Origin of the sequence: Kitasatospora sp. LaBMicrA B282 (assembly GCF_050325825.1) — a bacterium.
GTDB lineage: Bacteria > Actinomycetota > Actinomycetes > Streptomycetales > Streptomycetaceae > Kitasatospora.
Genome location: NZ_JBNQTI010000008.1, coordinates 36983 through 62638, shown reverse-complemented (window position 1 = coordinate 62638; position 25656 = coordinate 36983). Strand labels below are relative to the sequence as shown.

At 73.6% G+C, this 25656-nt stretch carries 24 protein-coding genes and 1 riboswitch; of the genes, 10 read left to right on the top strand and 14 right to left on the bottom strand.

Going from position 1 to position 25656, the window contains the following annotated elements; all coding sequences use genetic code 11:
• Positions 1 to 43: 43 nt before the first annotated feature.
• From ACQRUO_RS04355 to ACQRUO_RS04340, 4 genes are all read right to left on the bottom strand, one after another.
• Positions 44 to 913, bottom strand: coding sequence for a sterol desaturase family protein (locus ACQRUO_RS04355; RefSeq protein WP_428314354.1), 870 nt, complete (start codon positions 911 to 913; stop codon positions 44 to 46).
• Positions 910 to 1635 carry a FadR/GntR family transcriptional regulator gene (locus ACQRUO_RS04350; protein ID WP_428314353.1) on the bottom strand — a complete coding sequence of 242 codons (726 nt, stop codon included), beginning with the start codon at positions 1633 to 1635 and terminating at the stop codon, positions 910 to 912. The genes ACQRUO_RS04355 and ACQRUO_RS04350 overlap by 4 nt, the downstream gene beginning before the upstream one ends.
• Before the next feature lie 104 nt (positions 1636 to 1739).
• Positions 1740 to 2633, bottom strand: coding sequence for a hypothetical protein (locus ACQRUO_RS04345; protein WP_428314352.1), 894 nt, complete (start codon positions 2631 to 2633; stop codon positions 1740 to 1742).
• A 16-nt stretch (positions 2634 to 2649) separates the two neighbouring features.
• Positions 2650 to 3486, bottom strand: coding sequence for an alpha/beta hydrolase (locus ACQRUO_RS04340; protein WP_428314351.1), 837 nt, complete (start codon positions 3484 to 3486; stop codon positions 2650 to 2652).
• A 264-nt stretch (positions 3487 to 3750) separates the two neighbouring features.
• Here ACQRUO_RS04340 and ACQRUO_RS04335 point away from each other — a divergent pair, with 264 nt between their 5' ends.
• Positions 3751 to 4692 carry an alpha/beta hydrolase gene (locus ACQRUO_RS04335; protein WP_428314350.1) on the top strand — a complete coding sequence of 314 codons (942 nt, stop codon included), beginning with the start codon at positions 3751 to 3753 and terminating at the stop codon, positions 4690 to 4692.
• On the opposite strand, the gene ACQRUO_RS04330 is transcribed toward ACQRUO_RS04335, so the two are convergent.
• Positions 4674 to 5594 carry a helix-turn-helix transcriptional regulator gene (locus ACQRUO_RS04330; protein ID WP_428314349.1) on the bottom strand — a complete coding sequence of 307 codons (921 nt, stop codon included), beginning with the start codon at positions 5592 to 5594 and terminating at the stop codon, positions 4674 to 4676. The genes ACQRUO_RS04335 and ACQRUO_RS04330 overlap by 19 nt on opposite strands.
• Before the next feature lie 102 nt (positions 5595 to 5696).
• Between ACQRUO_RS04330 and ACQRUO_RS04325 the strand changes: the two genes are divergently transcribed.
• The 5 genes from ACQRUO_RS04325 to ACQRUO_RS04305 all read left to right on the top strand — a co-directional run bounded on the left by ACQRUO_RS04325 (position 5697) and on the right by ACQRUO_RS04305 (position 11194).
• Positions 5697 to 7175: an MFS transporter gene (locus ACQRUO_RS04325; RefSeq protein WP_428314348.1), complete on the top strand. Its 1479-nt coding sequence runs from the start codon at positions 5697 to 5699 to the stop codon at positions 7173 to 7175.
• 93 nt (positions 7176 to 7268) lie between these two features.
• A riboswitch (M-box (ykoK) riboswitch) is annotated at positions 7269 to 7448 on the top strand.
• Positions 7449 to 7711: 263 nt separating this feature from the next.
• On the top strand, positions 7712 to 8167 hold the full coding sequence (locus ACQRUO_RS04320) for a hypothetical protein (RefSeq protein ID WP_428314347.1): 456 nt from the start codon (positions 7712 to 7714) through the stop codon (positions 8165 to 8167).
• 161 nt (positions 8168 to 8328) lie between these two features.
• Positions 8329 to 9651, top strand: a complete 1323-nt coding sequence (locus ACQRUO_RS04315) for a hypothetical protein (protein ID WP_428314346.1) — start codon at positions 8329 to 8331, stop codon at positions 9649 to 9651.
• A gap of 76 nt (positions 9652 to 9727) precedes the next feature.
• Positions 9728 to 10081, top strand: a complete 354-nt coding sequence (locus tag ACQRUO_RS04310) for a hypothetical protein (protein ID WP_428314345.1) — start codon at positions 9728 to 9730, stop codon at positions 10079 to 10081.
• A gap of 117 nt (positions 10082 to 10198) precedes the next feature.
• Positions 10199 to 11194, top strand: a complete 996-nt coding sequence (locus ACQRUO_RS04305) for a LysR substrate-binding domain-containing protein (RefSeq protein ID WP_428314344.1) — start codon at positions 10199 to 10201, stop codon at positions 11192 to 11194.
• 11 nt (positions 11195 to 11205) lie between these two features.
• Here ACQRUO_RS04305 and ACQRUO_RS04300 read toward each other — a convergent pair whose 3' ends face one another.
• A complete protein-coding gene (locus ACQRUO_RS04300) occupies positions 11206 to 13791 on the bottom strand; it encodes a glycosyl hydrolase (RefSeq protein ID WP_428314343.1) in 2586 nt (861 codons plus the stop codon).
• Positions 13792 to 14206: 415 nt separating this feature from the next.
• On the opposite strand from ACQRUO_RS04300, the gene ACQRUO_RS04295 reads away from it, so the two are divergent.
• Positions 14207 to 15169 carry an SDR family NAD(P)-dependent oxidoreductase gene (locus ACQRUO_RS04295; RefSeq protein WP_428314342.1) on the top strand — a complete coding sequence of 321 codons (963 nt, stop codon included), beginning with the start codon at positions 14207 to 14209 and terminating at the stop codon, positions 15167 to 15169.
• 95 nt (positions 15170 to 15264) lie between these two features.
• Here ACQRUO_RS04295 and ACQRUO_RS04290 read toward each other — a convergent pair whose 3' ends face one another.
• The 6 genes from ACQRUO_RS04290 to ACQRUO_RS04265 form a co-directional block, all read right to left on the bottom strand.
• Complete coding sequence (locus tag ACQRUO_RS04290) at positions 15265 to 15858, bottom strand: hypothetical protein (protein WP_428314341.1); 594 nt, start codon at positions 15856 to 15858, stop codon at positions 15265 to 15267.
• Entirely contained in the window at positions 15855 to 17003 is a 1149-nt protein-coding gene (locus ACQRUO_RS04285; RefSeq protein WP_428314340.1) for an MAB_1171c family putative transporter, read from the bottom strand. Before ACQRUO_RS04285 ends, ACQRUO_RS04290 begins: the two co-directional genes overlap by 4 nt.
• Entirely contained in the window at positions 17000 to 17593 is a 594-nt protein-coding gene (locus ACQRUO_RS04280; RefSeq protein WP_428314339.1) for a hypothetical protein, read from the bottom strand. The genes ACQRUO_RS04285 and ACQRUO_RS04280 overlap by 4 nt, the downstream gene beginning before the upstream one ends.
• A gap of 240 nt (positions 17594 to 17833) precedes the next feature.
• Positions 17834 to 18661, bottom strand: a complete 828-nt coding sequence (locus ACQRUO_RS04275; protein ID WP_428314338.1) for a hypothetical protein — start codon at positions 18659 to 18661, stop codon at positions 17834 to 17836.
• Between the two features lie 39 nt (positions 18662 to 18700).
• Complete coding sequence (locus ACQRUO_RS04270; RefSeq protein WP_428314337.1) at positions 18701 to 19252, bottom strand: SigE family RNA polymerase sigma factor; 552 nt, start codon at positions 19250 to 19252, stop codon at positions 18701 to 18703.
• 61 nt (positions 19253 to 19313) lie between these two features.
• Complete coding sequence (locus ACQRUO_RS04265) at positions 19314 to 20036, bottom strand: DUF2306 domain-containing protein (protein ID WP_428314336.1); 723 nt, start codon at positions 20034 to 20036, stop codon at positions 19314 to 19316.
• A gap of 216 nt (positions 20037 to 20252) precedes the next feature.
• Here ACQRUO_RS04265 and ACQRUO_RS04260 point away from each other — a divergent pair, with 216 nt between their 5' ends.
• The 3 genes from ACQRUO_RS04260 (at position 20253) to ACQRUO_RS04250 (ending at position 22891) form a co-directional block, all read left to right on the top strand.
• Entirely contained in the window at positions 20253 to 21440 is a 1188-nt protein-coding gene (locus tag ACQRUO_RS04260; protein ID WP_428314335.1) for a sensor histidine kinase, read from the top strand.
• The gene (locus ACQRUO_RS04255; protein ID WP_428314334.1) at positions 21437 to 22126 is read left to right on the top strand and encodes a response regulator; all 690 of its coding nucleotides are present in this window, start codon (positions 21437 to 21439) and stop codon (positions 22124 to 22126) included. The genes ACQRUO_RS04260 and ACQRUO_RS04255 overlap by 4 nt, the downstream gene beginning before the upstream one ends.
• A gap of 75 nt (positions 22127 to 22201) precedes the next feature.
• On the top strand, positions 22202 to 22891 hold the full coding sequence (locus ACQRUO_RS04250) for a hypothetical protein (RefSeq protein WP_428314333.1): 690 nt from the start codon (positions 22202 to 22204) through the stop codon (positions 22889 to 22891).
• 28 nt (positions 22892 to 22919) lie between these two features.
• On the opposite strand, the gene ACQRUO_RS04245 is transcribed toward ACQRUO_RS04250, so the two are convergent.
• Entirely contained in the window at positions 22920 to 23861 is a 942-nt protein-coding gene (locus ACQRUO_RS04245) for a TauD/TfdA dioxygenase family protein (protein WP_428314332.1), read from the bottom strand.
• Between the two features lie 140 nt (positions 23862 to 24001).
• On the bottom strand, positions 24002 to 25624 hold the full coding sequence (locus ACQRUO_RS04240; protein ID WP_428314331.1) for an IucA/IucC family protein: 1623 nt from the start codon (positions 25622 to 25624) through the stop codon (positions 24002 to 24004).
• Positions 25625 to 25656 lie beyond the last annotated feature (32 nt).

Sequence of the window (25656 nt, the reverse complement as noted above, 5' to 3'; positions counted from 1 at the left end):
AGAGTCTCCGGGCTGCCGTTGATCACGGCAATCAAGCACCCTGTCAATGGTCCCGAGCTCTCCTTGACACCATGTTGACGGCGGCCGGTTGACACGGGGTCCAGCCGGGCGGGCCGAAGAGGTGGCCGGCCCGGTCGCGCCAGCGGGTGGCGGTGCGGGCGTCGCGCCAGGCGGCGGCGAACTCGTGGAAGGCGACGCGCAGCGGGTTGAAGGTCTCGATGTCCTTGGTCAGGCCGTAGACCACCTGCTCCTCCTCGGCCCGGAAGGTGCCCAGCAGGCGGTCCCAGACGATCAGGATGCCGCCGTAGTTGCGGTCCAGGTAGACGTTGTTCGAGCCGTGGTGGACTCGGTGGTGCGAGGGGGTGTTGAGCAGCCACTCGACGGGCCGCCAGAGCCGGTCCACGCGCTCGGTGTGCAGGAAGAACTGGTAGCCGAGGCTGACCGACTGCTCCAGCAGGATCATCCACGGCGGCAGGCCGATCAGCGCCAGCGGCAGCCAGAACGGGAGGCTGGTCATCGGCGTCCAGCTCTGGCGCAGCGCGGTGGAGAGGTTGTAGTGCACGCTGGAGTGGTGCGGGACGTGGCTGGCCCACAGCACGCGCACGCGGTGGTGGGCGCGGTGGAAGAGGTAGTAGGCGAAGTCGTCGGCCAGGAAGAGGACCAGCCAGGTCCAGGGCGAGCCGGTCGCCAGGTGCCAGGGGGCGACGGTGTAGAGCGCGGCGTAGGCGAGGACGGCGACCACCCGCCAGGGCCCGCCGACGATCAGGCTTCCGATTCCCATCGACAGGCTGGTGGCGGTGTCGCGGGTCTCGTAGCCGCGTTCGTCGTCGTCCGGCAGGAAGCGGTAGGAGAGCACCTCGAGGACCAGCAGCAGCACGAACGCGGGCACCGCGTAGATGACGGCGGGTATCACGGGGTCACCTCCTGCCCCTGTTCGGCGGCGCGGGTCATGGCGGTCACGGTGCGGGTGAGCATCTCGCGGGCCACCTGCTCGGCCGCCCCGGCGTCGCCGGCGGCGACGAACCGCGCCAGGCGACGGCGGACCTCGACGTCGAGCAGCTCGGCGGTGCGGTGGGCCGGGGGTACCTCGCCGCTCGACACCGTGCCGCCGACCAGGCTGTTGAAGGCGAGCAGGTAGGCGAGGTTCCCCGAGCCCACCACGATCAGCCGCCACAGCGCCACGTCCGCCTCGTCCAGCGCGGCCAGGTCCGCACCGATGGCGCCGTAGGCGTCGGCGGCCGCGACGAGGGCGCCGGCCTGCTGCGGCGTGCAGCGCTCGGCGCAGAGCCGGGCGGCGTCCGCCCCGATGCACGCCCGCATCTCCATCGCGTCGCGCTGCAGCCCGGCGAAGACCGCGGTGCCCGGCGCGACGTCGAAGGCGAGGTCGAGCCCGGCGCTGACGCGCCAGTCCCGCACCCGGGTGCGCCCGCCCTGGCTGACCTCCACCAGCCGCGCCTGCTGCAGGCGCTTGACCGCCTCGCGGACCGCGTGCCGGTTGACGCCGAACTCCGCGGCCAGGTCGCGCTCGGCGGTCAGGGCTTCGCCGGCGGGCAGGGCGCCGCTCAGGATCCGGTCGCGCAGCAGCGAGAAGAGCTGGTCGGAGACCGACTCCCGTTTGATGGGTGCTTCCGTCATGCCGATGAGGATGACGGCAGCGGGAGTACTGGTCAACTGGTTGGACCAGATGGGTTTTTCGCTGCGTTTCCCCGCAGGCGGGGAGCAGCCCACCGACGGGTCGCTCAGTCCACCGTGACCGCGAAGCCGGTGTGCGCGTCGGGTGAGGGCCCGTCCTCCTGGCCGGAGACGTTCAGCGTGCCGCCGGGCAGGGTCTCGCCGGCCGCGGTCGCGGGATCGATCACCACGGCGGGGTCGATGAAGACGGCGTCCTGGTAGCGCGGTCCGTTCCCGTAGCGGCAGTTCAGCGTCCGCGGCGGGAAGGCCGTGCAGCCGTACGGCGTGGTGCCGGTGAGCGTGGTGTGCTCGGGCACGGTGATCCACACGTCGATCGGGTGCCGGGAGTACGAGGGGCCCGCGTTGTACACCCACAGCGGCAGGTCGATGGTCGCCCCGGGCCGGCCGGTGAGGTCGCCCGGCCGCGGCTCCGGGTGTCCGGCCTGCCAGGCGGAGGAGGCCCCGACCATGAAGTGGGCCCGGGTGTCGGCGGTGCTGAACTCGTACGGCGTGGTGTGGCCGGACCGGTCCGGGTCACCGGCGTAGTAGGCCTGGACGTCGCCGCTGATGGTGGTGAAGGGCAGGGTGATCGGTGCGACGTGCAGCGCCAGCCGCTCCACGGAGCTGGCCCCCGGGGCCAGGCCGGCCGGCACGGAGTAGGAGCTGCCCGTGGCGAAGTACGTCAGCGTCGTCGGCGGGTCGGCCGACTGCACCACACCCGGCGGGGGCAGGTGGACCACGACCAGGGTCCGATCGGTGGTGGCGGCCGGACCCTGGTTGGTGACGCGCACCTCCAGGGTCCCGCTCTCGCCCGGGACCACCGGAGCCTGGGGCGGCTGGAGCGCGATGGACAGCTGCGCGGTCGCCGGCGGCGCCGCGGGCGGGGCGGTGGCTGCCCGGGCCGGCGAGACCACCAGGACGAGGGGGAGCGCGGCCAGGGCGGCGCTACGGAGGGTTCGCATCATGGCTGGTGGTGGGTCAGGCCTGGTCGAGCACGCCGGGGGTGGGCGAGAGCGCCCAGTCCAGCGCGAGGTCGGCGACCGCTTCCCAGCCGTCCTCGCCGCAGGTGTAGTGGCTGCGCCCGTCGAACAGCTTGTACGCCGTGATCGCCTCGGAGTGCTTGACGTTCTTCTCGTAGTTCTCGTGCTGGACGGCGGGCGGCAGGATGTGGTCGTTGCCGCCGGAGATGAACAGCAGGGGCCCGCGGTCGTCGTTGGCGAAGTTGTAGGTCGTCGCCGCGTTCGGGGTGACGTTCGCGAAGCCGCCCTGGAACAGCAGCCGGCCCGAGACCGGGACGGTGTAGCGGTCGTAGACGACCTTGGACTCCTCGACCGTCAGGTTGTTGGTGAACGCGTAGTGGAAGTCCTTCTCGGTGATCGGCACCGCGCGGCTCTTGTTGGCCGGGTTGTGCAGGACCGGGAAGGTGGCCTTGATCTCGCTGAACGGCAGTGCCCGGATGCCCTTCACGGCCGCGCCGTCGATGGAGACCCCGGCCGAGCCGAAGCCGGCGTCGAGGAGCAGCTGCACGAAGGCGCCGCCGAACGAGTGGCCCATGATGATCGGCTTGGTGTCGAGCGCCTCGATGACCCCGGACAGGTGGTCGAAGACCTCGCGCACGCCCAACCCCGCCAGCGGGGACGGGTCGTTCCGCAGCGCCTCGACGCCCTCGGCACCCGGCTCGATGCCCGGGTAACCGGGCGTCACCACCTTCAGCCCGCGCGCCTGGTAACGGGTGACCCAGTGCTCCCACGACAGCGGTGTCATCCAGAGACCGTGGACGAGGACGACCGTGTCCGTGCCTGCTTCTCCTGCCATCTGACTGATCCCAATCTCCGAGGTGCGGCAGCCGGCCGCCGGGCTCGCCGATGGGGGTCAGGCTATTCGGACGACGGGGAAGAGCAGGAGCGATCCGCTGCCGTGCCCTGCCGAAACGCTCGTCCGGACTAGCACTCGGTCCGTGAGCGACGTTTCCTGACCCCGAGTCGGCGACACCGAACGCCACACAGCGCGGGCGGCAGGGGGCCGACGCTCGTACATTGGGCGCTGGCACTGGTCTGTACCCGTCACCGGAGGACCCGCATGGCCAGCATGGACCCGGAGATCGCGGCGCTGCTGCACCGGTTCGGCGTCGACGGTCCGCCCCCGGACCAGGCACCGACGATCGAGCAGATGCGTCAGGGGAACAGGATGCTGTCCCTGGCCGTCGCGCCGGACCCGCCGCTGCCGGTCGCCTCGGTCGCCGACGACACGCTCGCCGGGGTCCCGGTGCGGATCTACCGCCCGGAAGCCCCCGGCCCGGCGCCGACCGTCGTCTTCTGCCACGGCGGCGGTTTCATCGTCGGCGACCTCGACACCCACGACGGCGTGTGCCGCCGCCTGGCGCGTGACCTGGGCGCGGTCGTGGTCAGCGTCGGCTACCGGCTCGCCCCCGAGCACCCGTTCCCCGCCGCCTACGAGGACTGCCTGGCCGTGCTCCGCCAGGTCGACGAGCACCTCGACGAGTTCGGCGGCGGCAGGCTGGCCGTGGCCGGCGACAGCGCGGGCGCCAACCTGGCCGCCGGTCTCGCCCAGGCCTGCCGCGACGAAGGGCGGCCGCTGGCCGCACAACTCCTCGCCTACCCCTCGACCGACCTCAGCGGCACCAGGACGTACCCTTCACGCACCGAGAACGCCACCGGCTTCCTGCTCACCACCGCCGAGGTCGAGTACGACGTCGGGATCTACCTCGGCGCCGACCGCGACGCGGGCAACCGTCCCCCGGCCTCCCCGCTGCTGGCTGCGGACCTCACCGGGCTGGCCCCCGCCGTCGTCGGTACCGGCGAGTGCGACCCGCTGCGCGACGAGGGTCTGGCCTACGCCGACGCACTGGCCGCCGCCGGTGTCCCGGTCAGGAAGCACGTCTACCCGGGGCTGATCCACGGGTTCCTCAACTTCGACACCAAGTCCAAGGCCGTGAACGACGCCGTCACCCAGCTGTACGCCGAACTGGGCGCGTTCCTGCTTCAGGCCGTGGACCCCTGACCGGCCGGGGCTGCGGCGCCCGTCGCCAGCCGTGCCACCCGGGCCCGGGTCTCCAGGTCGGCGGGGGCGTAGCCGATCATCCGGTAGCCGGGGCGCGGGCCGAGCCAGAGGTTGGTGAAGTCGAAGTTCAACAGCCCGACCCGGGCGTTGAGGAACCGCTTCTGGCCGTCGCCGGTGACGGCCACGTCATGACGCTCCCACAGCTCGGTGAACTCGGGGGAGGCCAGCAGGAGCTTCTTCAGCAGGGTCTTGTACGGCGGCTCGGCGACGTGGTCGGCCATCGCCGCCCGGAACCGGCCCACCATGGCCCGGGCCGCCTGCTCCCAGTCGAGCAGCGCCACGCGCCAGGCCGGGTTGGTGAAGGCCAACCACATCAGGTTCCGGTCCTCGAGGGGGACGTCGTCGAGGTCGATGACCAGCCGGCGGTACGCGTTGTTGTAGGCGATCAGGTCGTAGCGGGGGTTGATGACGCACGCGGGCATCGGGTCCAACTGGTCCAGCAGCGCGCGCAGCGCCGGCGTGACCACCGGGCAGACCTTGGCCGGCGTCGGATCGGTCGCGCCCGCGAGGACGAAGAGGTGCTCGCGCTCCCCGGCGTTCAGCAGCAGCCCGCGGGCGATCGCGTCCAGCACCTGCACGGACACCTGGATGTCCCGGGCCTGTTCGAGCCAGGTGTACCAGGTGACCCCGATGGCGGCGAGCTGTGCCACCTCCTCGCGGCGCAGCCCCGGCGTGCGCCGCCGGCCGCCGGACGGCAGGCCCACCTGGTCCGGCGAGATGCGCTCCCGCCGGCTGCGCAGGAACGCGGCCAGTTCGTGGCGGCGGGCCTGGTCGGGGCGGGCGGTCGAGTGGACCAGTTCGAGTGGGGCGGTCGCGGTGCGAGCGGCGGGTGTGGCAGCCATGTCTTCCAGGATGCGTCGTCGCCGATCCCATTTCCAGGTACCAGTTATACCTGGATAACCACACTCTGGTACCAGTCTGCCGCAGGGTCGACGCTGGTACCCGTGAGCACACCGGACACCTTCCCCCGAACGGCCCCCAGCCGGGCTGCCGTGCTGCCGCACGTCACCCGCCTCGGCGGCCCCGCCCCCACCACCCGACCGCGGCTCGGCACGCTGGGCCTGGTCACCGTCCTGCTCGGCGCCTTCCTGCCGATGCTGGACTTCTTCATCGTCAACGTCGCCCTGCCGACCATCGACCGCGACCTCACCGCCGGGCCGGCCACCCTGGAACTGTTCGTCGCCGGGTACGGGATCGCCTACGCGGTGCTGCTGGTGCTCGGCGGTCGGCTCGGCGACCTCTACGGTCGCCGCCGGTTGTTCATCGCAGGTGCGCTGGCCTTCGGTCTGACCTCGCTGGCCTGCGGCGCCGCGCCCACCGCGATCGCGCTCGTCGCCGCGCGGGTGGCGCAGGGCGCCGCGGCGGCCCTGATGCTGCCGCAGGCGCTGGCCACCATCCAGTCCGCCACCGAGGGCGAGCGCAAGGCCCGGGCGATGGGCATCTACGGCGCGGTCGGCGGGATCGCCGTGGTGATCGGCCAGGTGCTCGGCGGGGTGCTGCTCTCGGCGAACCTGTTCGGCACCGGCTGGCGGTTCATCTTCCTGGTGAACGTGCCGGTCGCACTGGCCGCCGCGGTCCTGGCGCTGCGCGCGGTGCCGGAGACCCGCTCCCCGCACCCGGCCCGGGTCGACCTGCCCGGTACCGCGCTGCTCGCCGGCGCGCTGCTCGCGCTGCTCGTCCCGCTGATGGAGGGCCGCTCGCTCGGCTGGCCCTGGTGGAGCTGGACGCTGCTGGCCGCCTTCCCGTTCGTGCTGACCGCCTTCGTCGCGGTGGAGCGGGCGGCGGAGCGGGCCGGCCGGATCCCGCTGATCCCGATCTCGCTGCTCCGGGTGCACGGGTTGCGGACCGGTCTGACCATGGCCGTGCCGTTCTTCGCCGGCTTCGGGGGCTTCATGATGGTGATGGCCGTCGCGCTGCAGCTCGGTCTGCACGAGGGTCCGATCGCCGCCGGCTTCGCGATGGTGCCCATGGCGGTCGGCTTCTTCGCCGCCTCGCTGTCGGGGCCCCGGCTGCTGGCCCGCTTCGGCTCCAAGGTGATCGTCAGCGGCGCGGTCGTCCAGGCGGTCGGCCTGGCGGTGCTGGCGCTGACCGTCCTGACGGACTGGTCGGGGCTGAGCCCGCTGACGCTGCTGCCGGGCATGCTGGTCGCCGGCACCGGGCAGGGGCTGGTGATGCCCCCGCTGATCCGCCTGGTGCTCTCGGAGGTGCCGCTCGAGTCGGCCGGTGTCGGCGGCGGGATCCTCGCCACCACGCAGCAGTCCAGCCTGGCCCTGGGGGTGGCGACGCTCGGCACGCTCTTCCTGTCGGTCTCGCCGTCCATGGGCATGCACCACGCGCTGGCGCTGGTCCTGGCGCTGCAGCTGGCACTCACGCTGGGCGTGATCGCGCTGTCCACGCGCCTGCCGAAGCGGGTGGGGCAGTGACCGGGCGGGGTACGGGTGGGGCGGGGTACCGGTGCGGCGGGGGCGGGGCTTGCATGATCGGTTCGTGGGGCTACAATGAGTGAGGTTTTTCAGAAGGCACCTCGTTCGGTGAGGCGTCTTCACGGACACAGGCCACTGATCCCAACCGTCGAGAGACGCTCCGGATCAGGACAGATCCTCCCGACCTAAGGGTTGATCCCAAGTGGCTTCCCGCCGCCGGTGCGGCGGGATCACGCCGTGGAGTGCCAAAGCTCTGACGAGTTGGGGTGTGCCGTCGGTCCGTCCGTCGGCCCGCTCCTTGCCGTGTCGATCAGGCGCCGCCGTGCGCCCCGGCCGGGAGGAGGCGAGAGACATGGACTGCAGTAGTCCGGGCCACCAGTGCCCCCGCACCCGTTCGTCCTCGCCCCAGCTCGGCACGCGCTGACCCGCACCGACCCACCCGCCACCTCTGCCCGCGGCCCCGCGCCGCGGTCACGGCGAGCCGTCGGTCTGCGCTCGCGTGCCCCGCACGCCGATGCGCCTCCCGGAGATCAGCCATGACCAGCCTGACGTTCCGCCGTTCCCTGACCGCCCCCGCCGCTGCTCCCGTCACGGGCTCCGCGCGACCCGCCGCCCGCGCCGGGCGCGGCAGCGGCCGCCTGTCGCGGGTCCTGCCCCTGGGCCGGACCGCCGTCGCACCTCGCGCCGCCGCGCGGCCCGTGGTGCTGCCGACCGCCGGCGGGTGCGAGGCACGCGGGTCGCTGCGCCTGACCCTGCAGGACGGCATCGCGCGGCGCTACCTCCTCGACTTCCGGGACTTCGCCACCACCACCTCGCCGGACGTCGCCTTCGACGCCCGGGTGCGGACCGCTTACCAGCTGGCCCTCCAGGGGCACGCCCCGCAGTGGATCGCCGACCAGCTCAGCCTGCCCACCGGTGCCGCCCACGACATCGCCGCCAACGCCGCCCGCTCCGGCCCGGCCGGCCCCGGACACCTGCCGTCCGACGTCTGAAGCGGCGCAGCGCACACCCGAGGTGACGACGGATCAACACCGCCCGCAGCGGCGGGCCGCGGCACCGACACGGCGGCGGTGCGTGTACGGCCGGCCGGTGGTGCCTATGCTCGCCCCGAGGGGCGGGGAGCGCGCGCGAGCCGGAGACCGGAGCCAGGACGATGACAGACCCTGCAGCGAACCCCGAGGGCGACGAGACCTTCGAGCCCACGGCGGACCCGGCGAGCGCCGCGCAGCTGCCGCAGTACGAGGGGGTGAACGTCTGTCGGGTGGCGGCGCTGTCCACCATGTTCGAGGGCCACGGTGAGGGCGGCGACGGCGAGCGGGTGCGGGAGCTGGCTGAGGAACTGGGAGAGATCGGGTTCTCGTCGGAGCTCAGCAGCGGGGAGCGCCGCTGGCCGGTCGGCGACCCGAGCGGTTTCCTCCCGGCCGCCGACCGACTCCCGGCGGCCGACGACCGCGTCGGGCTGTGGCAGGAGCTGAACGCCACGGCGCAGCCCCAGGTGGCGACGGCGTTCCTGTGCGCCGTGCTCGGGAGCCGGCTGGAGCGCGAATCCGCGGCGGCGGCCGCCGCCCTGTGGCGACGGATCAACGACTACCCGTTCCCGCCCCGCCGCGAGGTGAGCGAGATCTGGCCCGGGCTCCCCGGCGCCGCCGACATGGAACGCTGGGCCGGTCCGGGCCGCGTCGACTTCGACCCCGACGTGGCGGAGGTCGAGCCGGTGCCGTGGGATCCCGACCGCTGGACGGACGTGTTCGGCCAGGTGCCGAGGCCGGCGGGGGACTCAACGGACCTGATCCTCGACATCCACACCCTGGCCCGGATGCGCCTCAGCCTGGCCCTGCGCTCGCCCGATGCCATGACCCGCTCGCTGGCGATGGCGGCCCTGCTGCCCGCCGAACCGGCGGCGGCCGCCGCCCCTGCACCGCCCGCACAGTCCGCCACGACACCGGCCGGCGCCCCGCCGGTCTCGACGATGATCCACGGCACCTGGGGGTGGAAGGGCGACTGGTGGTACCCCGGGGGCGGGTTCCACACCTACATCCTGGGCGGGCCGCGCACGAACCTCTACAGTCGCGGCGCCGCCTTTGCCTGGAGCGGCGCCTACCGGGCCGGTCACCGCAGGCGGGCGGCGGTGCGGTTCGGCGACTGGGCGAGCGACCTGGCACCGGGCGGGTTGGAGACGGTGTTCGGGCACAGCTACGGCGGTGAGGTCGCGGCCCGGGCCTCGCTGGCCGGGACGACGATGAACCAACTGGTCCTGCTGAGTTCGCCGGCGACCGCGGTGGTCGACACTGCGGCTGCGTTCGTCCCGGTCGTCGACATCCGGTTGCGCCTCGACCCGGTCCTCGCCCTGGCCCGGACCCGGCAACGGCTGACGAAGCGGAGCAACGTCCGGCAGGTGCTGCTGAAGTGGTGGCGCATCGACCACGGCGCCACGCACAAGGAGGCGGTCTGGCTGAAGGAGGGGATCACGATCTGACCGGTGGCGCGTGAGAGAGCGCCGCTCCCGGGGAATACCGACACCCGACCCGAGTACCGGACCAGGGAGCCGCCGCATGCCCGCCCCACTCTGGAAGCAGCACCCCGAGCCGCACGACTTCCCCGCCGCCCTGGACTACCTGGAGATGCTGCTGGCGCCCGACGAGGCCGCGCGGGCGGTCGAGCGCCTCCAGCAGGCCGACACGGTGGTGAAGAAGGCCAAGGACATCCTTCGGGCCTCCGGCCTGCCCCTGCTGCCGAAGGAGAACACCCACGTGAGCGAGAACATCGCCAAGGTGCAGCAGGGCGAGAAGCTCTCCCCAGTCCTGCTGCTGCGGGGCCGACCCCTCGTCATCGCCGACGGCTACCACCGGGTGTGCGCCGTCTACTACCTCAGCGAGGACCTGGAGATCCCCTGCCGGCTCGTGTAGCGACGCGACCTGAGACCTGAAACCCAAGGCCTCTGACGGTGTGACATTTCACATGTGAACCAGAATGCGAGCTTCCGCAGTCTTCCGGGAGCCACCGGCTGCCCATAGCATCGCGTTATGGATCTAGAGGTACGGCACCTACGGATCATCTGCGCCATCGAGGAGGCCGGCAGCCTCAGCCGGGCAGCCGCCGCGCTGCGCCTCACCCAGCCCGGGCTGAGCACCCAACTGCGCAGAATCGAGGGGATGCTGGGCGGCTCGCTGTTCGACCGGACCTCCTCGGGGGCGGTCCCGACCCCGTTCGGCGAGGTGGTGCTCACCCGGGCGCGCGCGGTGCTGCCGACCATCGACGACCTGCTCGGCACGGCCGCGCTGGCCGCCCGCGGGACCGGCTGCTTCCGGCTCGGCTCGATCAACTCCCCGCTGCTCGGCGGGGTGATCGCCGCGATCCGGGAGCGGCACCCGGGCGGGCGGATCACCTCGCGCGGCCAGAGCTCGCCCAACCCGCTGCTGGACGACATCGCCCAGGGGCGGCTGGAGGCCGCGGTGGTGGGGGACAGCCCCGGGTACGAACTGGCGCACCGGGCCGGGATGGTGTTCGAACCCGTCGTCACCGAGCCGGTGTTCGTCGCGCTGCCGGCCGGGCACCGGCTGGCGGCGCAGGAGCAGGTCGAGCTGGCCGACCTGGCCGGGGAGGACTGGGTGTCGCCGCCGCCGGACGACGACCGCACCCGCGAGTACTGGCACGGCGTGTTCCTGACCACGGGGGCGCGGATGCGCACCACGCACGAGGCGGAGGGGCGGTTGCTGCTGGAACTGGTGCGCAGCGGCCACGCGGTGAGCCTATGCCAGGCGACCTTCGAGGAGGTGCCGGGCATCGCGGTCCGCCCGATCGGCGGCGACCCGTTGTGGTACCGGCACGTGCTGGCCTGGCACCAGGACGGGCCGGTCGCGGCGATCGGGCCGGCGGTCGTCGAGCAGGCGCGGGCGGCGTACGGCCGGGCCGCGCGGCGCAGCGCCGCGTACCGGCGCTGGTCGGAACGCACCGGTGCCGGTCGGGTCGGGACCGGCCGGACCGCCGAGCGTCAGGGGCGCGACGCACCGCGCCCCTGACGCTTGCCCCGCTAGCCCAGGTCGGCCAGCTTCAGCTGCCACAGCCCGCGGCCGTGGGTGGCGACGACCACCGAGCTGCCGTCGGGTGTCACGGTGAGGTCGGTGGCCACGGAGCTCGGCAGGCCGCGGCCGAGGCGGGACCAGCAGGTGGGGTCGGAGACGGTGGCGGTGTAGACAAGGTGGTCGGTGGCCAGGATCAGCCGGCCGTCGGCGATCACCAGGGCGTCGGCCGGCAGGTCGGGCAGGTTGCCGCTGATGTCCCGCCAGCTGGTGCCGCCGTCGTGCGACTCGAAGACGTGGCCGGTGCCCGCGCCCGGGATCCACTTGCTGGAGTACGCGCCGTACACGGCGTAGACGTGCGCCGGGTCGGCCGGGTCGCCGACCAGGCGGGTGACGTAGCGGTTCGGCAGGTTCGGCGCGGTCACCGGGTGCCAGCTGCCGCCGTAGTTGGTGGCGATGCCGCTGCGGAAGCCGGTGCCCTGCTGGTCGGACGGCTCGCAGGCACCGCACCAACCGACGTACTCCACCCCCTGGTTCGCCTCGACCGCGGTCGCCGAGGCGGTGGGGCCCAGGTCGTAAGCCTGCTGCCAGTCGCAGCTCGGGGTGGTCTTCGAGCAGACCGTGTCGAAGCCCTTGTGGGTCTCCCAGACGTACCGGCCGGCGATCACCCAGTGGTTCAGGTCGGCCCGGTCGGCGGAGTACGGCGCGATGAACTGCATGTTCGGATCGCAGGCGGCGATCGGTGCGTTGCTGTCGCAGCTGGGGCTGATCTCGCGGAACGCCGCGGCGGTGCCGTCCGAACGCCCGCCGGTGGTGGTCACCGTGAGGTCGCCGCGGACGTACTCGGCGGCGGCCCGGTCGGCGTCGGCCGGGTCGACGATGACGTCGCCGCCGTCACCGGCGAACGGCTGCAGCACGTCGTGCGAGTTGCCCCGGACGAGCGTTCCGCCGTTGTCCTGCAGGCCGCCCCAGAAGGCCGTGCCGCCCTGCGGGTCGCGGCCCGAGCCCACGTAGAAGTACTGGAGGGTGCGCAGCCCGGAGTTGAGGTCGCGCCAGTGGCCCGGGTCGCTGTCGGAGACCGGGCGGGACCAGACGCCGCCGTCGCTGCCGACGTACAGCGTGCCGTCCGTGCTGATCGCGATCGCGTGCTGGTCGGTGTGCACGGTGGGCGGGCAGCCGGTCGACGTGCCGTAGCACGGCAGGGAGTAGTTCCAGAACGGCGCCAGTGTGTGCCAGCTCGCGCCGCCGTCCCGGCTCTCGTAGATCTCCTCCAGGCCGAGGTAGAGGTGCTTGGGGTCGGCCGGGTCCACCTTGACGTACTGGTTGTACCAGGAGCCGACGCCGGGCTCGTAGCCGCTCGGGAAGCTCTGCGCGGAGCCGGACCTGGCCAGCGTGCCGGCGTCGGCGACCAGCGTCCAGGGGCCGTTCGGGTCGCCGTCGGCGGAGACGTACAGGCCCTTGAAGGCCGTCGACTGCAGCGGCGCGGGGCGGCTGCCGGCCAGGTACTTCGGGGACTGGACCAACGCGTACAGCGCGCTGCCGTCCGGCGCGTAGTCGAGACTGGTCCGGCCGATGTCCGAAGCGTCCAGCCCGGTCGGCTGGACGAGCCTGAAGGTGCCGGGCGCGCCGCCCTCGGTGGAGAGGTACAGGCCGTCGTACGGCGTGCCGCTGCGGTAGCCGAGCGCGGCCAGCACGGTGCCGCCGTGGCTGCCGGGGCGGACCACCACGCTGGAGATGATCGAGGTGCGGGTGGGGTCGTGGGCCGGGTTCGGGTCCGGCTTCAGCACGGGCTGCCAGGGCTGCTCCGGCCCGGCGTGCAGCGGGCGGCGCCACAGGCCCTGGCTGGTGGCCGCGAAGACCTGGTCGCCGGTGCCGGTGATCGCCGCCACCTGGCCGTTGAGGAGTTCGTCCCCGCCGACCCGGTGGAAGCTCTGGCCGTGGTCGGTGGAGCGGTAGACGCCCTGGCCGGTGTAGTTGTCGGCGCTGGTGTTGGCCTCGCCGGTGCCGACCCAGAGCGAGTGGTCGGCCGGGTCGACCCAGAGCGAGCCGATCGACGCGGTGGCCTCGTGCTGGAACTCGGGCTGCCAGTGCGCACCGCCGTCCGACGAGCGCCAGACCCCGCCGTCGGCGAACCCGGCGTAGACCCAGGGCCCGTCGGTGGCCAGCGCGGAGGCCCGGCCGGTCACCAGGCCCCAGCCCGAGCCGTAGTCGGAGAACGACGGGTCGGCGTACCCGGGGGTCTCGCTGTTGGTCGACCCGCTGGTCAGCTCGGTCCACCGGCCGCCGACGGACCACAACCCGTCGCCCGCCGCGGCGCCTTCGGCGAGCGCGGCGCCGGAGACCGTGGCTGCCGGGGCCGTTCGGGCGGCGGCGAACTGCTGGGCGCCCGCCACCGGGTCGTCCGGGTCGCCGCCGGTGTCGGCGTGGGTGTGCACCCCGGCGCTGACGGTCGGGTGCACCGACCGTTCGAGCAGGGCGAGTTGGCGCTGCGCCGAGGACGGCAGCGGATCGGGGGCGGCGCCGGCGGCGGTACTGCCGATCGTGAGAACCGCTGCGGCCGTGACGGCGACCGCGAGCAGGCCGGGGCGTCGGAGCATCGAAGGTTCCTCCTGGGCATGGGTCGATGTCGTCCGGTGCTCCCGCCACCAGGTGGACGCCGGTGAGCGTAGCCGGTCCGCCGTCAACTCGCCTAGAGGCGGCCCCAATTCCGGCCCGATGGCGATCGATGCAGGTCAGCCGGGCGATAACGCCGAATTATGGGCAGCTGGTACTTCCCCTCGCCGGCCTGGCCGCCGATGCTTGGAGCCAACACCCCTCCGGCGTACCAGTGGCCGGCGGCCGGCTCCCGCCCGGCCGATTCCCGGGCACAGCTGACTCAGTGCACGTGTCGACGTGACGCAGTATCAGCAGCGCTCGCAGGCCCGCCCCGACGCCCTGGCGCGCGCGCCTAGCATCACAGGCCGGAGCGCGGCTTCGCCGGCCGCGGCGGGGGCAGGGAGAGGGGAACTGGTCATGACCGTGCAGTCTTTCGGGCACTGGACCACGGCCGCCGAGGTGATCTCCGGGCACCGGCTGCCCGGGGTGCGCGCGGTGGTCACCGGCGGTGCCTCCGGGATCGGGGAGGAGACCGCCCGGGTCCTGGCCGGGGCCGGCGCCGAGGTGGTGGTGGCCGGCCGCAACCGGGCCAACGGCGAGGCCGCGGTGGCCCGGATCCGGCGTGCCACCGGCAGCGACCGGGTCGGCTTCGAGCTGCTGGACCTGGGCTCGCTCGCCTCGGTCGCCGAGTTCACCGAGCGCTACCTGGCCGTCGGCGGCCCGCTGGACCTGCTGGTGAACAACGCCGGGGTGATGGCCGCACCGTTCAGCCAGACCGCGGACGGCTTCGAGCTGCACTTCGGCACCAACCACCTGGGCCACTTCGCCCTCACCCTGGGACTGCTGCCGGCCCTGCGGGCCGCTGCGGCGCCCCGGGTGGTGGTGCTCTCCTCCCGGGCGCACAGCCTCAGCGACGTCCACCTGGACGACCTGCACTACCAGCGCCGCCGCTACGCCCCGTGGGAGGCCTACGGCCAGTCGAAGACGGCCAACGTGCTCTTCGCGGTGGGCTTCAGCCGGCGCTTCGGCCCCGAGGGCATCCAGGCCAACGCGGTGATGCCCGGGGTCTTCCTCTCCCCGCTGTGGCGGCACACCGGCCAGTGGAGCGAGTCGAGCGAACGCCGTCAGGAGCGCGGCGACCGGCGCAGCCCGTCCGGCTGGAAGACCATCGAGCAGGGCGCGGCCACCTCGGTCTGGGCCTGCGTGGCACCGGAGCTGGCCGGGGTCGGCGGCGCCTACCTGGACGACTGCGCGATCACCCCGGCGATCCACGGCCGCGGCGGCGCGGGCATGCGGGACGGGGTGCACATGAGCTACGCCTCCGACCCGGAGCGGGCCGAGCTGCTCTGGGAGGTCTCGGAGAAGCTGATCGCCCGCTGAGCCCGGTAGTACGAGGCGAACGCACGGGCCCCTGCGCCGCTCGGCGGTGCAGGGGCCCGGGTTTCGGCTCGCGGCGCGCAGCGCGCCGGCGGTGCTCAGCGGAGCAGCTGGAAGACCGCGCCACCGACGACCGCGCCGAGGAAGGTGCCGACGACCACCTGGGCGAGGGTGTGGTCCCGGAGCTTCACCCGGGACCAGCCGATCACGGGAACCAGCGGGCTCAGCAGCAGCGGCCAGGGCCCGTAGGCGAGGACGAGGATGGCGATGGCACCGGCGGAGACGGCGGTGTGCACGGAGACCTTCCACCACACCGTGATCGCGAGCACCACGAAGAGCGAGACGAGCATCGCGATGACGAGCGCGGTCACCTCGCGCGGGCCGCCGAGGCAGTAGGTGAGCGTCAGACCGGCGGCGACCGAGAGCAGGATCCCGGGGATGACGTAGAGCCGGTCCTGGCGGCGCCGGACGTGGCGGTCGCCCCAGTGGCCCTTCTTCTCGCCCCACTTGATGAACAGGATCGGGATCACGGCGCTGAACAGGGCGGCGACCAGGCCCCAGCCGATCCCGGCGAGCCGGTCGGCGTGCCAGCCCACCAGGAGGGTGACCAGGATGACCCAGTTCTTCGGCTCCAGACCGTCGGTGATGAGCCGGGCGGGGCGGGAATCGGGCTGGGCGGGCGCGCTGGTCATGCGTACTCCTGGACGAAGGCGGTGGCGGCGGGGGAGTGGTAGGCGTGGTTGAGCAGGTGCAGGCGCTGGATCTCGGCGTCGAAGTCGATCCCCTCGGGGGTGGCGGCGTCCTCGGTCTCCGAGGCGACGGGGGAGTGGGCCCGGCCGGCGCTCTTGGCCCGGTAGGCCGCGTGCAGGGTCATCGCCTCGACCATGGCGTCCAGCTCGTCGCCGCTGAGCCCGCGGGCCCGGGCGGCTTCGATGGCCCGTCCGTGCACCTGGTCGGGGGCGTAGAGGGTGAGGGCGAGGCTGGCGTCGCGGATCTCGATGGCCAGGCGGTGCAGGCGCAGCCGGGGGCTCTGCCCCTTGGGGGAGTGCAGGACGATCTCGGGGACCTGGGTGGTGAGGGTGGCCCACAGCGGGCGCAGCTCGCGCAGGTGGCGGCGGTCGCGCAGGGAGCGGGCGGCGACGCCGCAGGCGGGGATGGTGTTGCCGGTGACGATCAGGGCGACCGCCACCCAGAAGGTGTCGTTGACCAGCTTGTGCGGCGGGGTGGCGTGGGGGGCGACGATCGCGGTGGTCATCTGGACGATCCGCAGGGCCGCGTAGAGGAAGCCGACGGCGGTGCCGGCCGCCAGGACGCGCAGGCCGACGCGGAGCGTGGCGGCGCCGGCGTGGCGGCTGTTGCTCCAGAAGAGCCAGCCGGCGATCGCCATGACGACGCCGAGGTAGGTCTCGAAGACGCCGGAGAACGCCGCGGCGGTCACGCTGCCGCCGTAGGCGAGGTAGAAGTCGTCGACCTCCTGGTGCATCCGCAGGTGCGCGAAGAGGACGCAGAGCGCGGTGGCGGCCGCCGCGGCGAGGGCGAGGTGCGGCCGCAGGACGCGTCGGACCAGGTCCGGGCGCACCATGTTGGTCACCCACTGCGTGACGGCCAGGCAGCAGACCACGCCGAGCAGCAGCTTGAGCAGGACGTAGAGGTTGGTGACGCCCAGCGCGTGGTCGATGCCGTGCGAGACGGCGGGGATGCCGATGGTGTCGACCACGGCCAGGGCGGCGAAGCCGAGCCACAGGGCCCGCTGCTGCGGGACGCGGACGGCCGAGGGCAGGCGCCAGATGCTGATCATCCACAGCACTGCGAAAACGACGTACTTCGCGGGACTCATTTGCGTACCGGGTGTCCGAATGCGGTGTTGAGGCGGTCCACCACGCCGGCGGCGTGCTGGGGGGTCGTGGCGTCCAGGACGGCCTCGTTGCGGGAGGCGCGCTCGAGGATGAGCGTGGCGAGGTGCTCGGCGTCGTGTTCCTGCGCGGAGTCGTACCGGGTGCGCCCCAGGAGCTGGCGGATGCGGTCGGAGTCGAGGCCGAGTTCCTCGTCGACGGGCGTGCGCGCCGTGGTGGCGCGGATCCGGGCGGCCTCGGCGCGGACGGCGGCGGTCGCGGAGTCGTCGGCGTCGAAGTCGGGGGTGCGGTGGCCCAGCAGCATGTGGCTGATCTCGTGCAGCACGATCTGGGTGCGCAGCAGGGGTGCGGCGGAGCCCTCGTAGAAGATCATGTCGGCCGTGTCGAGGCCCAGCCAGATCCCGCACGGCATGTCGGGATCGCGGGGGCCGTCGAGGGGGAGGAGGACCAGGGGGCGGCCGCGCTGCTCGGATATCGAGGCGCAGAACTCCTCCAGGTCGAACGGCTGGGGGATGGTGAGCCTGCTCGCGGCGTCGGCGCACACGTCCGGGCGCGGGCGCTTCCACCACCTCATCGGTCCCACCCCTCTGCCCAGGTCGCCTGCGCAGTGGCGGAAGGTCCCGTTCGGGATGGTGTGTCCGCTTCGAGAGGTCGCCGTTCCGCCGCTGCTCAGGGGGCAGCTTAGAGGATGGGATGAAGGTGGGAGAAAAGCCCGCAGCGCGGCCCGGGCACCCGCTGCCGTGCGGGGTGTCCGGGCCGCGTGCTGCCCGTTACCGCCGCAGGGGCGGCCACTTCGCGCTGAGCGCGATCGCCTTCAGCCGGTCCAGGGTGGGACTGCCGGCACCACCGGCACCCCGCGCCAGACGACCGACCAGGCCTGCTGGTCGTCGGCGACCGCGAGGAGCCGGTCGAAGGAGAGCGGGGGATCGGTCCGGCTCTTCGGCCCCTGGCTGTCGGGCGCGTTCAGCTCGGTCACGACCATCAGCCGCCCGTCCGGGTACTCCACCAGGACCTCCCGCCGCACGATGCCGGTGGCGGCATCGGAACCGGGGACCGCGGGGGCCCGCTCCATGCTCTCCTGCACCCGACCGCCGTCGGGCCGCGAGCTGATCACGCACGAGATGAACGTCGTGCCGGCGCAGTTCAGCCTGCTCCCCCCGCCGACCGGCAGCCGCTCGACCACGGCGTTGATCTCCGCCGGGCCGGCGCCGTCGTCGAACACCACGGAGGCGATCGAGGGCCCGGCGGCCGCGCCGGTGCCCTGGGCGAGCGTGGCCGTCGCCCCGGTGATCCGCCCGTGCGGCAGCGCCGCCTCGAAGGAGTGGATCAGCTGCTGGTCGGTGAACCCGAGCCGGAACGGCCCCGAGGCGCCGGACCCGGCACCCGGCACCACCACCGACCGCTCGGCGCCCGGCGAGAGCAGCAGCGCACCGCCGGTCCCCGCCAGCACCACGGCGGCCAGACCGACCGAGAACGCGGCGGTGCGCCGCCGGCGGCTGCGCCGGCCACGGGCCAGACCGGCGGCGATCAGCGGTTCGGGCGCTGTCGAGAACTCCTCGCCGGCCCCGGCCAGCGCTGCGATCAGGTCGTCATCCCCCGGGCCGTCCGGCTCCGGGTGGTACTTCGGCGCGTCAGCGGGCATGCCCGATCACCGTCTCCCAGTTCGAGGTTGAGCTGCGCATCAGGACAGGGTCGGCTCGGTCGGCGCACCGGCCAGCAGCGCGCGCAGCCGGGCCAGCGCCCGCAGGCTCTGCACCCGCACCGCACCGGGACTGACCCGCAGGGCCTCCGCGGTCTGCTCGACGCTGCGGTCCTCCCAGTACCGCAGGATCAGCACCGCGCGGTCCCGCGGCGACAGCCGACCCAGCGCCTCCAGCAGGGTCAGCCGCAACTCCGGATCGCCCTCGCGGGCGGCGCGGTCCGGCAGTTCGGCGATCGGCTGCTCACTGCTGCTGCGCCGCCGCCGGTGCGTCAGGTAGGCCCGGACCAGGACGGTGTGTGCGTAGGCGGCGGGGTTGTCGATCCGGTCCTTCCGGTCCGTGCCGGTGAACCCGGAGTGGCGCTGCCACAGCACGTACATCCGGCCCAGGGTCTCCTGGACCAGGTCCTCCGCGAGGTGGGTGTCACCCCCGGTCAGCAGGCAGGCCGAGCGGTAGAGCTGTGGCGTCCGGCCCGCCGCGAACTCCAGGTACTCGGCCTCCCTGGCCTCCCGTGCCGCACCGTTCCGGAACACCCGGACCCCCCTTGCTCGAACCACCCTGTCACTCTCATGACGCGACGGGCGAGCGGGCCTGTTACAGCGGTCGCGCCGTGATCGACGGGACCCGGCGACCGGACCCGATCCGCACGATCAGCCACTGGGCGACCAGCAGGTCGATCGGCCAGGAGAGCCAGGCTCCGCTCTGGTACGCCCGCTCGAAGGGGAGGCCGGCGTCGGAGAGGACCGCCAGCCAGAGGCGGAAGGTGACCGCGGCGAAGATGAGGGCGTAGGACCTGATCATCCAGATCCGGTGCTCGGGGACCGCCCGGCGGCGGATCGCGGCGAACGCCAGGCCGGTCGTGATCAGCAGCGCGGTCGCGAGCCCGGCGAACCCGAGGGGCGCGACCGGCCAGTAGAGCCCCTTCGGCACCAGCAGCAGGCCACCGATCCCGGCTGCCACGGCGCCGATCAGGTAGGTCCGCCCGATCGCCCGGTGCACGACCGGATGCCGTGCCCTGATCCGGGGCACGAACTGCCACGGACCGACGGCCAGGGCCAGGACGCCGCCGCCCACGTGGAAGAGCAGCGGGCCGAGGTTCGCCAGGTAGACGGCGCGCTGCTGGGCGAGGAAGAGGTCGGGGTCGCGGGTGAAGTAGCGCGCGGCGATCGCGGCCGTCAGGGTGGCCAGGACGGTCATGCCGAGCCAGCCGGCCCGGGTCCGGCGCGAGGTCCTCCTCCCCGTGCCGCTGCCGGTCGGGTCGGGCTCGGCGGGGGCGGACGGGCTGCCGGTGGTGCTGCGGGAGACAGGCGGATTCATGCCGGGGAAGCTACGGCCCGCGCCATCGGCGCCGCGTCCACCTGCGGGGGTCGATCCCGCTACCTCGGCGGGGGTACCGGCGAACGGGCGCGCCCGTACCCCGCCAGGGGGACGGGCTGCCTACCCTTCCCGGTCGATGTGCGGCCCGTCGCGGGTCGCTACGCTCGGTTCGATCAAGTCGCCGCGCCGGCGGTGACGCCACCTCACGGAGCTGCGATGAGTCGGCCGAACTGGACCAGTGCGCGCGCCGCCGCCCGGCGGATCCGGTCGCTGCCGCCCGGCGGCGCCGCCTGGCCCCGGCGGCGCCCGAGCAGCACGGTGCTCGACCTGGCGCTGGCCGGCGCGTTCCTGGCCGCGATGCTGGTCGAGCGGCTCGGCGCGGCGGCGCGGATCGGCGGGCGGCTGCCCGCGGCGCTCGTGCTGAGCGGGCTGATCGCCGGCGCGCTCGCCGCCCACCGCCGGCTGCCGCTCGCCGGGTACCTGGTCGGCTCGGCCGCGCTGTCCGCCGAAGCGCTGTTCGTTCTGCCCAGCCCGGTGTCGCCGTACGCGAACCTGCTCGGCCTGTACTCGCTCGGCCTGCGCGGCACCCGCGCCCGGGCCAGGCTGGGACCGGTCATCGTGCTGCCCGGCATGGTCGCGTACTTCTCCGGCCCCACGCACACCGGCCGGATGGTGCCCGCCACCGTGCTGTTCGTCTGGCTGCTGGCCTGGGCGCTCGGCTACGGCCGGACCCGGCGGCAGGAGGAGCAGGAGGCGGCCCGCCGGGTGCTGCGCGAGCAGGTCGTCACCGAGGAGCGGGTGCGGATCGCCCGGGAACTGCACGACCTGGTCGGGCACACCCTCAACGTACTGCTCGTGCAGGCCGGCGCCGCCCGCCGGCTGCTCGACCGGGACCCGGAACAGACCCGCGGCCTGCTGGGCACCATGGAGCACACCGGCCGTCAGGCGCTGGAGGAACTGGACCGGGTGCTCGGCCTGCTGCGCCAGGAGGGGCCGGACCAGCAGCCGGGGCTGGCCCAACTGGCGTCGCTGACCGAGCGGATGGCGCAGGCGGGGATCCGGGTGACCGCGCGGGTCGACCCGGCCGTGCACCGGGTGCCGCGCACCCTCGACCTGTCGGCCTACCGGATCGTCCAGGAGGCGTTGACCAACACGGTCAAGCACGGGCGCGCCGCCCGGGCCGAGGTCTCGGTCCACTGCGACGGAGACGTGCTCGACGTCGAGATCCGGGACGACGGCGTCGGCGTGGCCGACGGTTACCTGCCCGGCCGGGGCCTGCGCGGCATAGCGGAGCGGGTCCGCGAGTTCGGCGGCAGCGTGGAGCACGGCGCCGGCGAACGCGGCGGTTTCCGGCTGCACGCCGTGCTGCCGATCCCGCGCACCCCGGCGGCGGTGGTCCGGTGACCATCAGGGTGGTGATCGCCGACGACGACGCCCTGCTGCGCGCCGGGGTCGCCCTCGTCCTCGGCAGCGAGGACGGGATCGAGGTGGTCGGCGAGGCCGCCGACGGGCTGCAGGCCGTGGAGCTGTGCCGGACCGCGGGGCCGGACGTGGTCCTGATGGACGTGCGGATGCCCGGCATCGACGGGGTCGAGGCGACCCGCCGGATCGTGGCGGCGCGGTTGCCCACCCGGGTGCTGGTGCTCACCACCTTCCACCACGACGACTACGTGTGGGGCGCGCTGCGGGCCGGCGCCGCCGGGTTCCTGCTCAAGCGGGTCCCCCCGGAGCGCCTGATCGACGCCGTCCGGACCCTCGCCGGCGGCGAGTCGGTGCTGGACCCGGCGGTGACCCGCGACCTGATGGGCCAACTCGCCGCCGCCGGCCCGGGCCGCGAGCGCCCCGGACCACGCGATCCGCGGCTGGCCCGGTTGACCGCCCGGGAGCGGGAGGTGCTCCGCCAGGCCGCCGAGGGCCATTCGAACGCGCAGATCGCCGACCTGCTGCTGCTCGCCGAGTCCACGGTGAAGACCCACCTGAAGCGGATCCTCGCGAAGATCGACGCGCGCGACCGCGCCCAGGCGGTCGCGATCGCCTACCAGAGCGGGCTGATGGCAGCCGAGGGCGATGGGCCCTGGGACGGGGACTGACCCGAGCTCGTTGTCGGTGCTCGTTGTCAGTGCTCGCTGGCAGGATCCGGGCACCGTCAGAGGAGAGGAACGACAGTGGACCTGGTCGCCGCACTCGAGGCCGTGCTCGCCGAGCACGGGGAGCCCGACGCGCTCGGCACCCCGCCCGCCCGCGGGCGGTTCCGGCCGGCCGGCTCGCTGCTGGTGCGGGACGAGGTGATGCTCCGCCCGTTCGAGGGCTGGGGCGAGTGGCTCACCTTCGACGAGCTGCGCCCGGGGCGGTACGACGCGTACCTCGCCCACGCCCGGCCGGCCGCTGACGAGCCGTCGATCGTGACCGCCGTCGCCCTGGTCGCCCCGCACGCCACCGCCGAGACCATCGCCGGCGCGGACTACGCGGAGCGGTGCGACGACGCCACCATGCAGGGCGAGACCCTCTCGGCGGTGACGGGCTGCGCCGCGGACCTCGGCCTGCGCCGCTTCGCCGAGGACTTCGCCGTCGAGACGGCCGCGGTCCGTGCCGCCGCCGAGCAGAAGTACGCGGGCGCCGACCCCGCCTACGTCGAGCAGGCCGTCACCGACCACCTCGAGGCCGAGCTCAGAAACCTGCTCGACGCCCAGGAGGCCCGGGGCAACCCCGCCCCCGTGCTCGACCTGACCCTGGACCGGGACGGCGCCAACGCCCTGGTCTTCCGGGTGAACTCGCTGGGCTGCCAGAGCATCCTGCTGGGGACGGACGCAGGCGGGGAGGCGGTCTGCCTGCTCTGGTCGGTGTTCGACGACTGAGCGGCACGGCGCCCGCCGGTCTGCCGGATCAGTGCCCGGTGAGGGACTCCGACGGTTTGCCGTCCACGCCGATCGGCACGTCCCCGGCGATCAGCACCCGGTGCATGATCCGTGGGACTTCCAGGTGCGCGGCATCACGAGGGGCCAGGTGAATGGTGGCCCGATTGTCCCAGAGGGCGACACTGCCCGGCTCCCAGCGGAAGCGGACGGTGTACTCCGGGCGGACCGCCTGCTCCAGCAGCAGGTCCAGCACCGCCCGGCTCTCCGGGCGGGAGAGGCCGAGAATCTGTTCGACGTAGTACCCGTTGACGAACAGGACGCGTTCCCCGGTCTCGGGAAGGACCCGCACCAACGGGTGCGCCGTGGCCATCTGATGACCGAGCAGGTGCTCGACGTACGCGTCACGGCCGGGCTGCGGCTGGTAGCCGACGCCGAGCCGGTGCTCGGCCCGCAGCCCGTCCACGAACGCGCGCACCGGCGCCGACAGTCCCGCGTAGGCCGCCGCGAGGTTGGCCCAGGTGGTGTCGCCACCGTACGGCGGCACGCTCTCGGCCCGCAGGAGCGTCGCGGCCGGCGGGGCGAGGTGGTTGCTCCAGTCGGAGTGCCAGGGGTGCAGCAGCGAGTCGTTGCGCCGGTGCAGCCACTCCGCCCGCTCCATGCCGTACCGCCCGGACAGTTCCAGCCGATCGGCCGTCGTCTCGATCTCGGGCACGTCCGGCGGGGACGCGCTGCCGCGTCGCGGCATGACGATCGTCTCCCCGAACCGTCGGGCGAGCGCCACCTGCCCGGCGTGGTCCAGCCGTTGCCCGCGGAAGAAGACCACCTTCCACCGCAGCAGTGCCGCTCTGATCGTCGCCACCACGGCGTCGTCGAGATCGTCCGTCAGATCGACGCCGGTGATCTCCGCGCCGATGTGTCCCGCAGCCGGGTTCACCTCGACCCCGGCAGCACGAACAGCTTCTCCGGTCACCGCAGCCCCAGTATCCTCGGTCGGCTTCGCTTCCCCCGGGGCGTTCCCGTGACGCCCCAGCAGGCAAGCTTCCCAACGCGGCACCCTTCGAACCCCGGGTGCGTGACGACCGTGGCACACCGTCCCCACGCCCGCCTCGCCTACGGGACGCACCGGTGGGCGACCAGCGGATTGGGTACGGGCACGAACTGCGGCCGGGTGCCGTCCGCGTCGATCCAGCGGGAGAGCAGGTTGGCCTTGCCCGGGACCGTCGCCGCGGCCAGCAGCGCCGTGGTCTCCGGCAGGCCGAGTTCCTTGTCGCACCGCTCGAACTCCTGCCGCGCGGCCGGCCACAGCGCGCCCGCCGCCCGGGGGAAGCGGTGCGCGAGGGTGGCGGCGACCTCGCTCAGGTTGTTGACGACGAGGCAGTACACCAGGCGCCGCCAGGCCACCTCGCGCGGCGTCTCGGGGAGGATCCTGACTCCCTCGGCGTCCCGGAAGACGACTTGGACGGGATCGCCGGCCGCGTCCACGGCGATCAAGGTGTTCTGCAGGTGGCACTCGACCGCCACGCCGTGGCGCGCGTAGGCCGCCAGCACCGGGGGGACCAGGTGGCCCAGGTAGGCCGACCACCAGCGCAGCGGGTCGGCGAGGCGGTCGAGCGGACTGCCGTCGAACCCGTCGGTGAGCGCGGCGGCCAGCACCGCGGTGGTGCCCGGCAGCAGGTGCCCGTCCAGGCCGTCGCGGAGCAGGACCGGGAAGATCTCCTCGAGGCCGCGCACCGTGCGGTACCCCGGTTCGCCCAACCAGGCCGCGGGGCCGTCCATGGCCGCGAAGGCGGCCGCGACCAGCGGGTCCGTGCGGCGCCCCTGGCGCAGCTCGTGCCGTCGCATCCGCCGGATGTCGTTGGTGATCTGCACCTCCAGGCTGAACTTCAGGAACAGGTCGGCCGATCCGGGACGCTCGGGGCTCCCGGGCACGTGCACCGTGCGCACCGAGGACGTCGCCCGGGCCCGCCAGGGGGTGCTGCCGAGCCGGATCAGCCGTCCCTCGGCGAAGGCGGCGCGGACGGCCGGCAGGTGGTGGGTGAGCGCGAACTGCCAGGGATGGGCGGGCAGCAGGCGGTAGCCGGGCGGAGCATGGCCCAGGGCGTCGAGGGCGCTGGTGTCGCCCTCGCCGATCACCGCGTCCGCACGGATGCCGAGCAGGACGAGCGGGAAGCGCCCGTACGCCTCCGGAGCGTACGGCAGCCAGGCGGCCGGCGGGCCGCCACCGCTGCGGGCCTTGGGGGCCGGGTGGCAGGGGTGGCCCGTGACGAGGGACTGCTCGGAGCGGAGCCACGGATCCTCGGGTGGGGTGGCCCGGGCCCGGGCTTCGAGAATGGCCGCCAGGGCCGCGCGGCTGGCCGTCGCCTCGGCGACCAGGGCGGGGTTGGAGCGCCCGGTGGCGGCACGCATCTCCTGGGCGGCGACCTCGAGGAGGTCGGCGTGCTGCAGGGGGTGCCAGCCTGCACCGGTCCACAGCTCGGGCGAGGAGGGCCGCCGGCCGGTGCTGCGCACCCGGAGCAGCCGGCCGCTGGCGCGCAGCCGATGGACGGTGTGGTCGGCATGGTCGGCGGCGGTGCTCACCGTCGGGTCGAGGCCCGCTGCCGGGTCGACGCTCGCCGCCGGTCCGGCGCTCGCCGTCGGTTCGACACTGGCCGCCGGTTCGACGGCTTCGCGCAGCAGACAGTTGAGCAGCGGAACGACGGACAGTGCGTCAGCCGCCCGGGCGAAGTCATCCATCAGCCACCAATATCATCCACCGGACATCATGA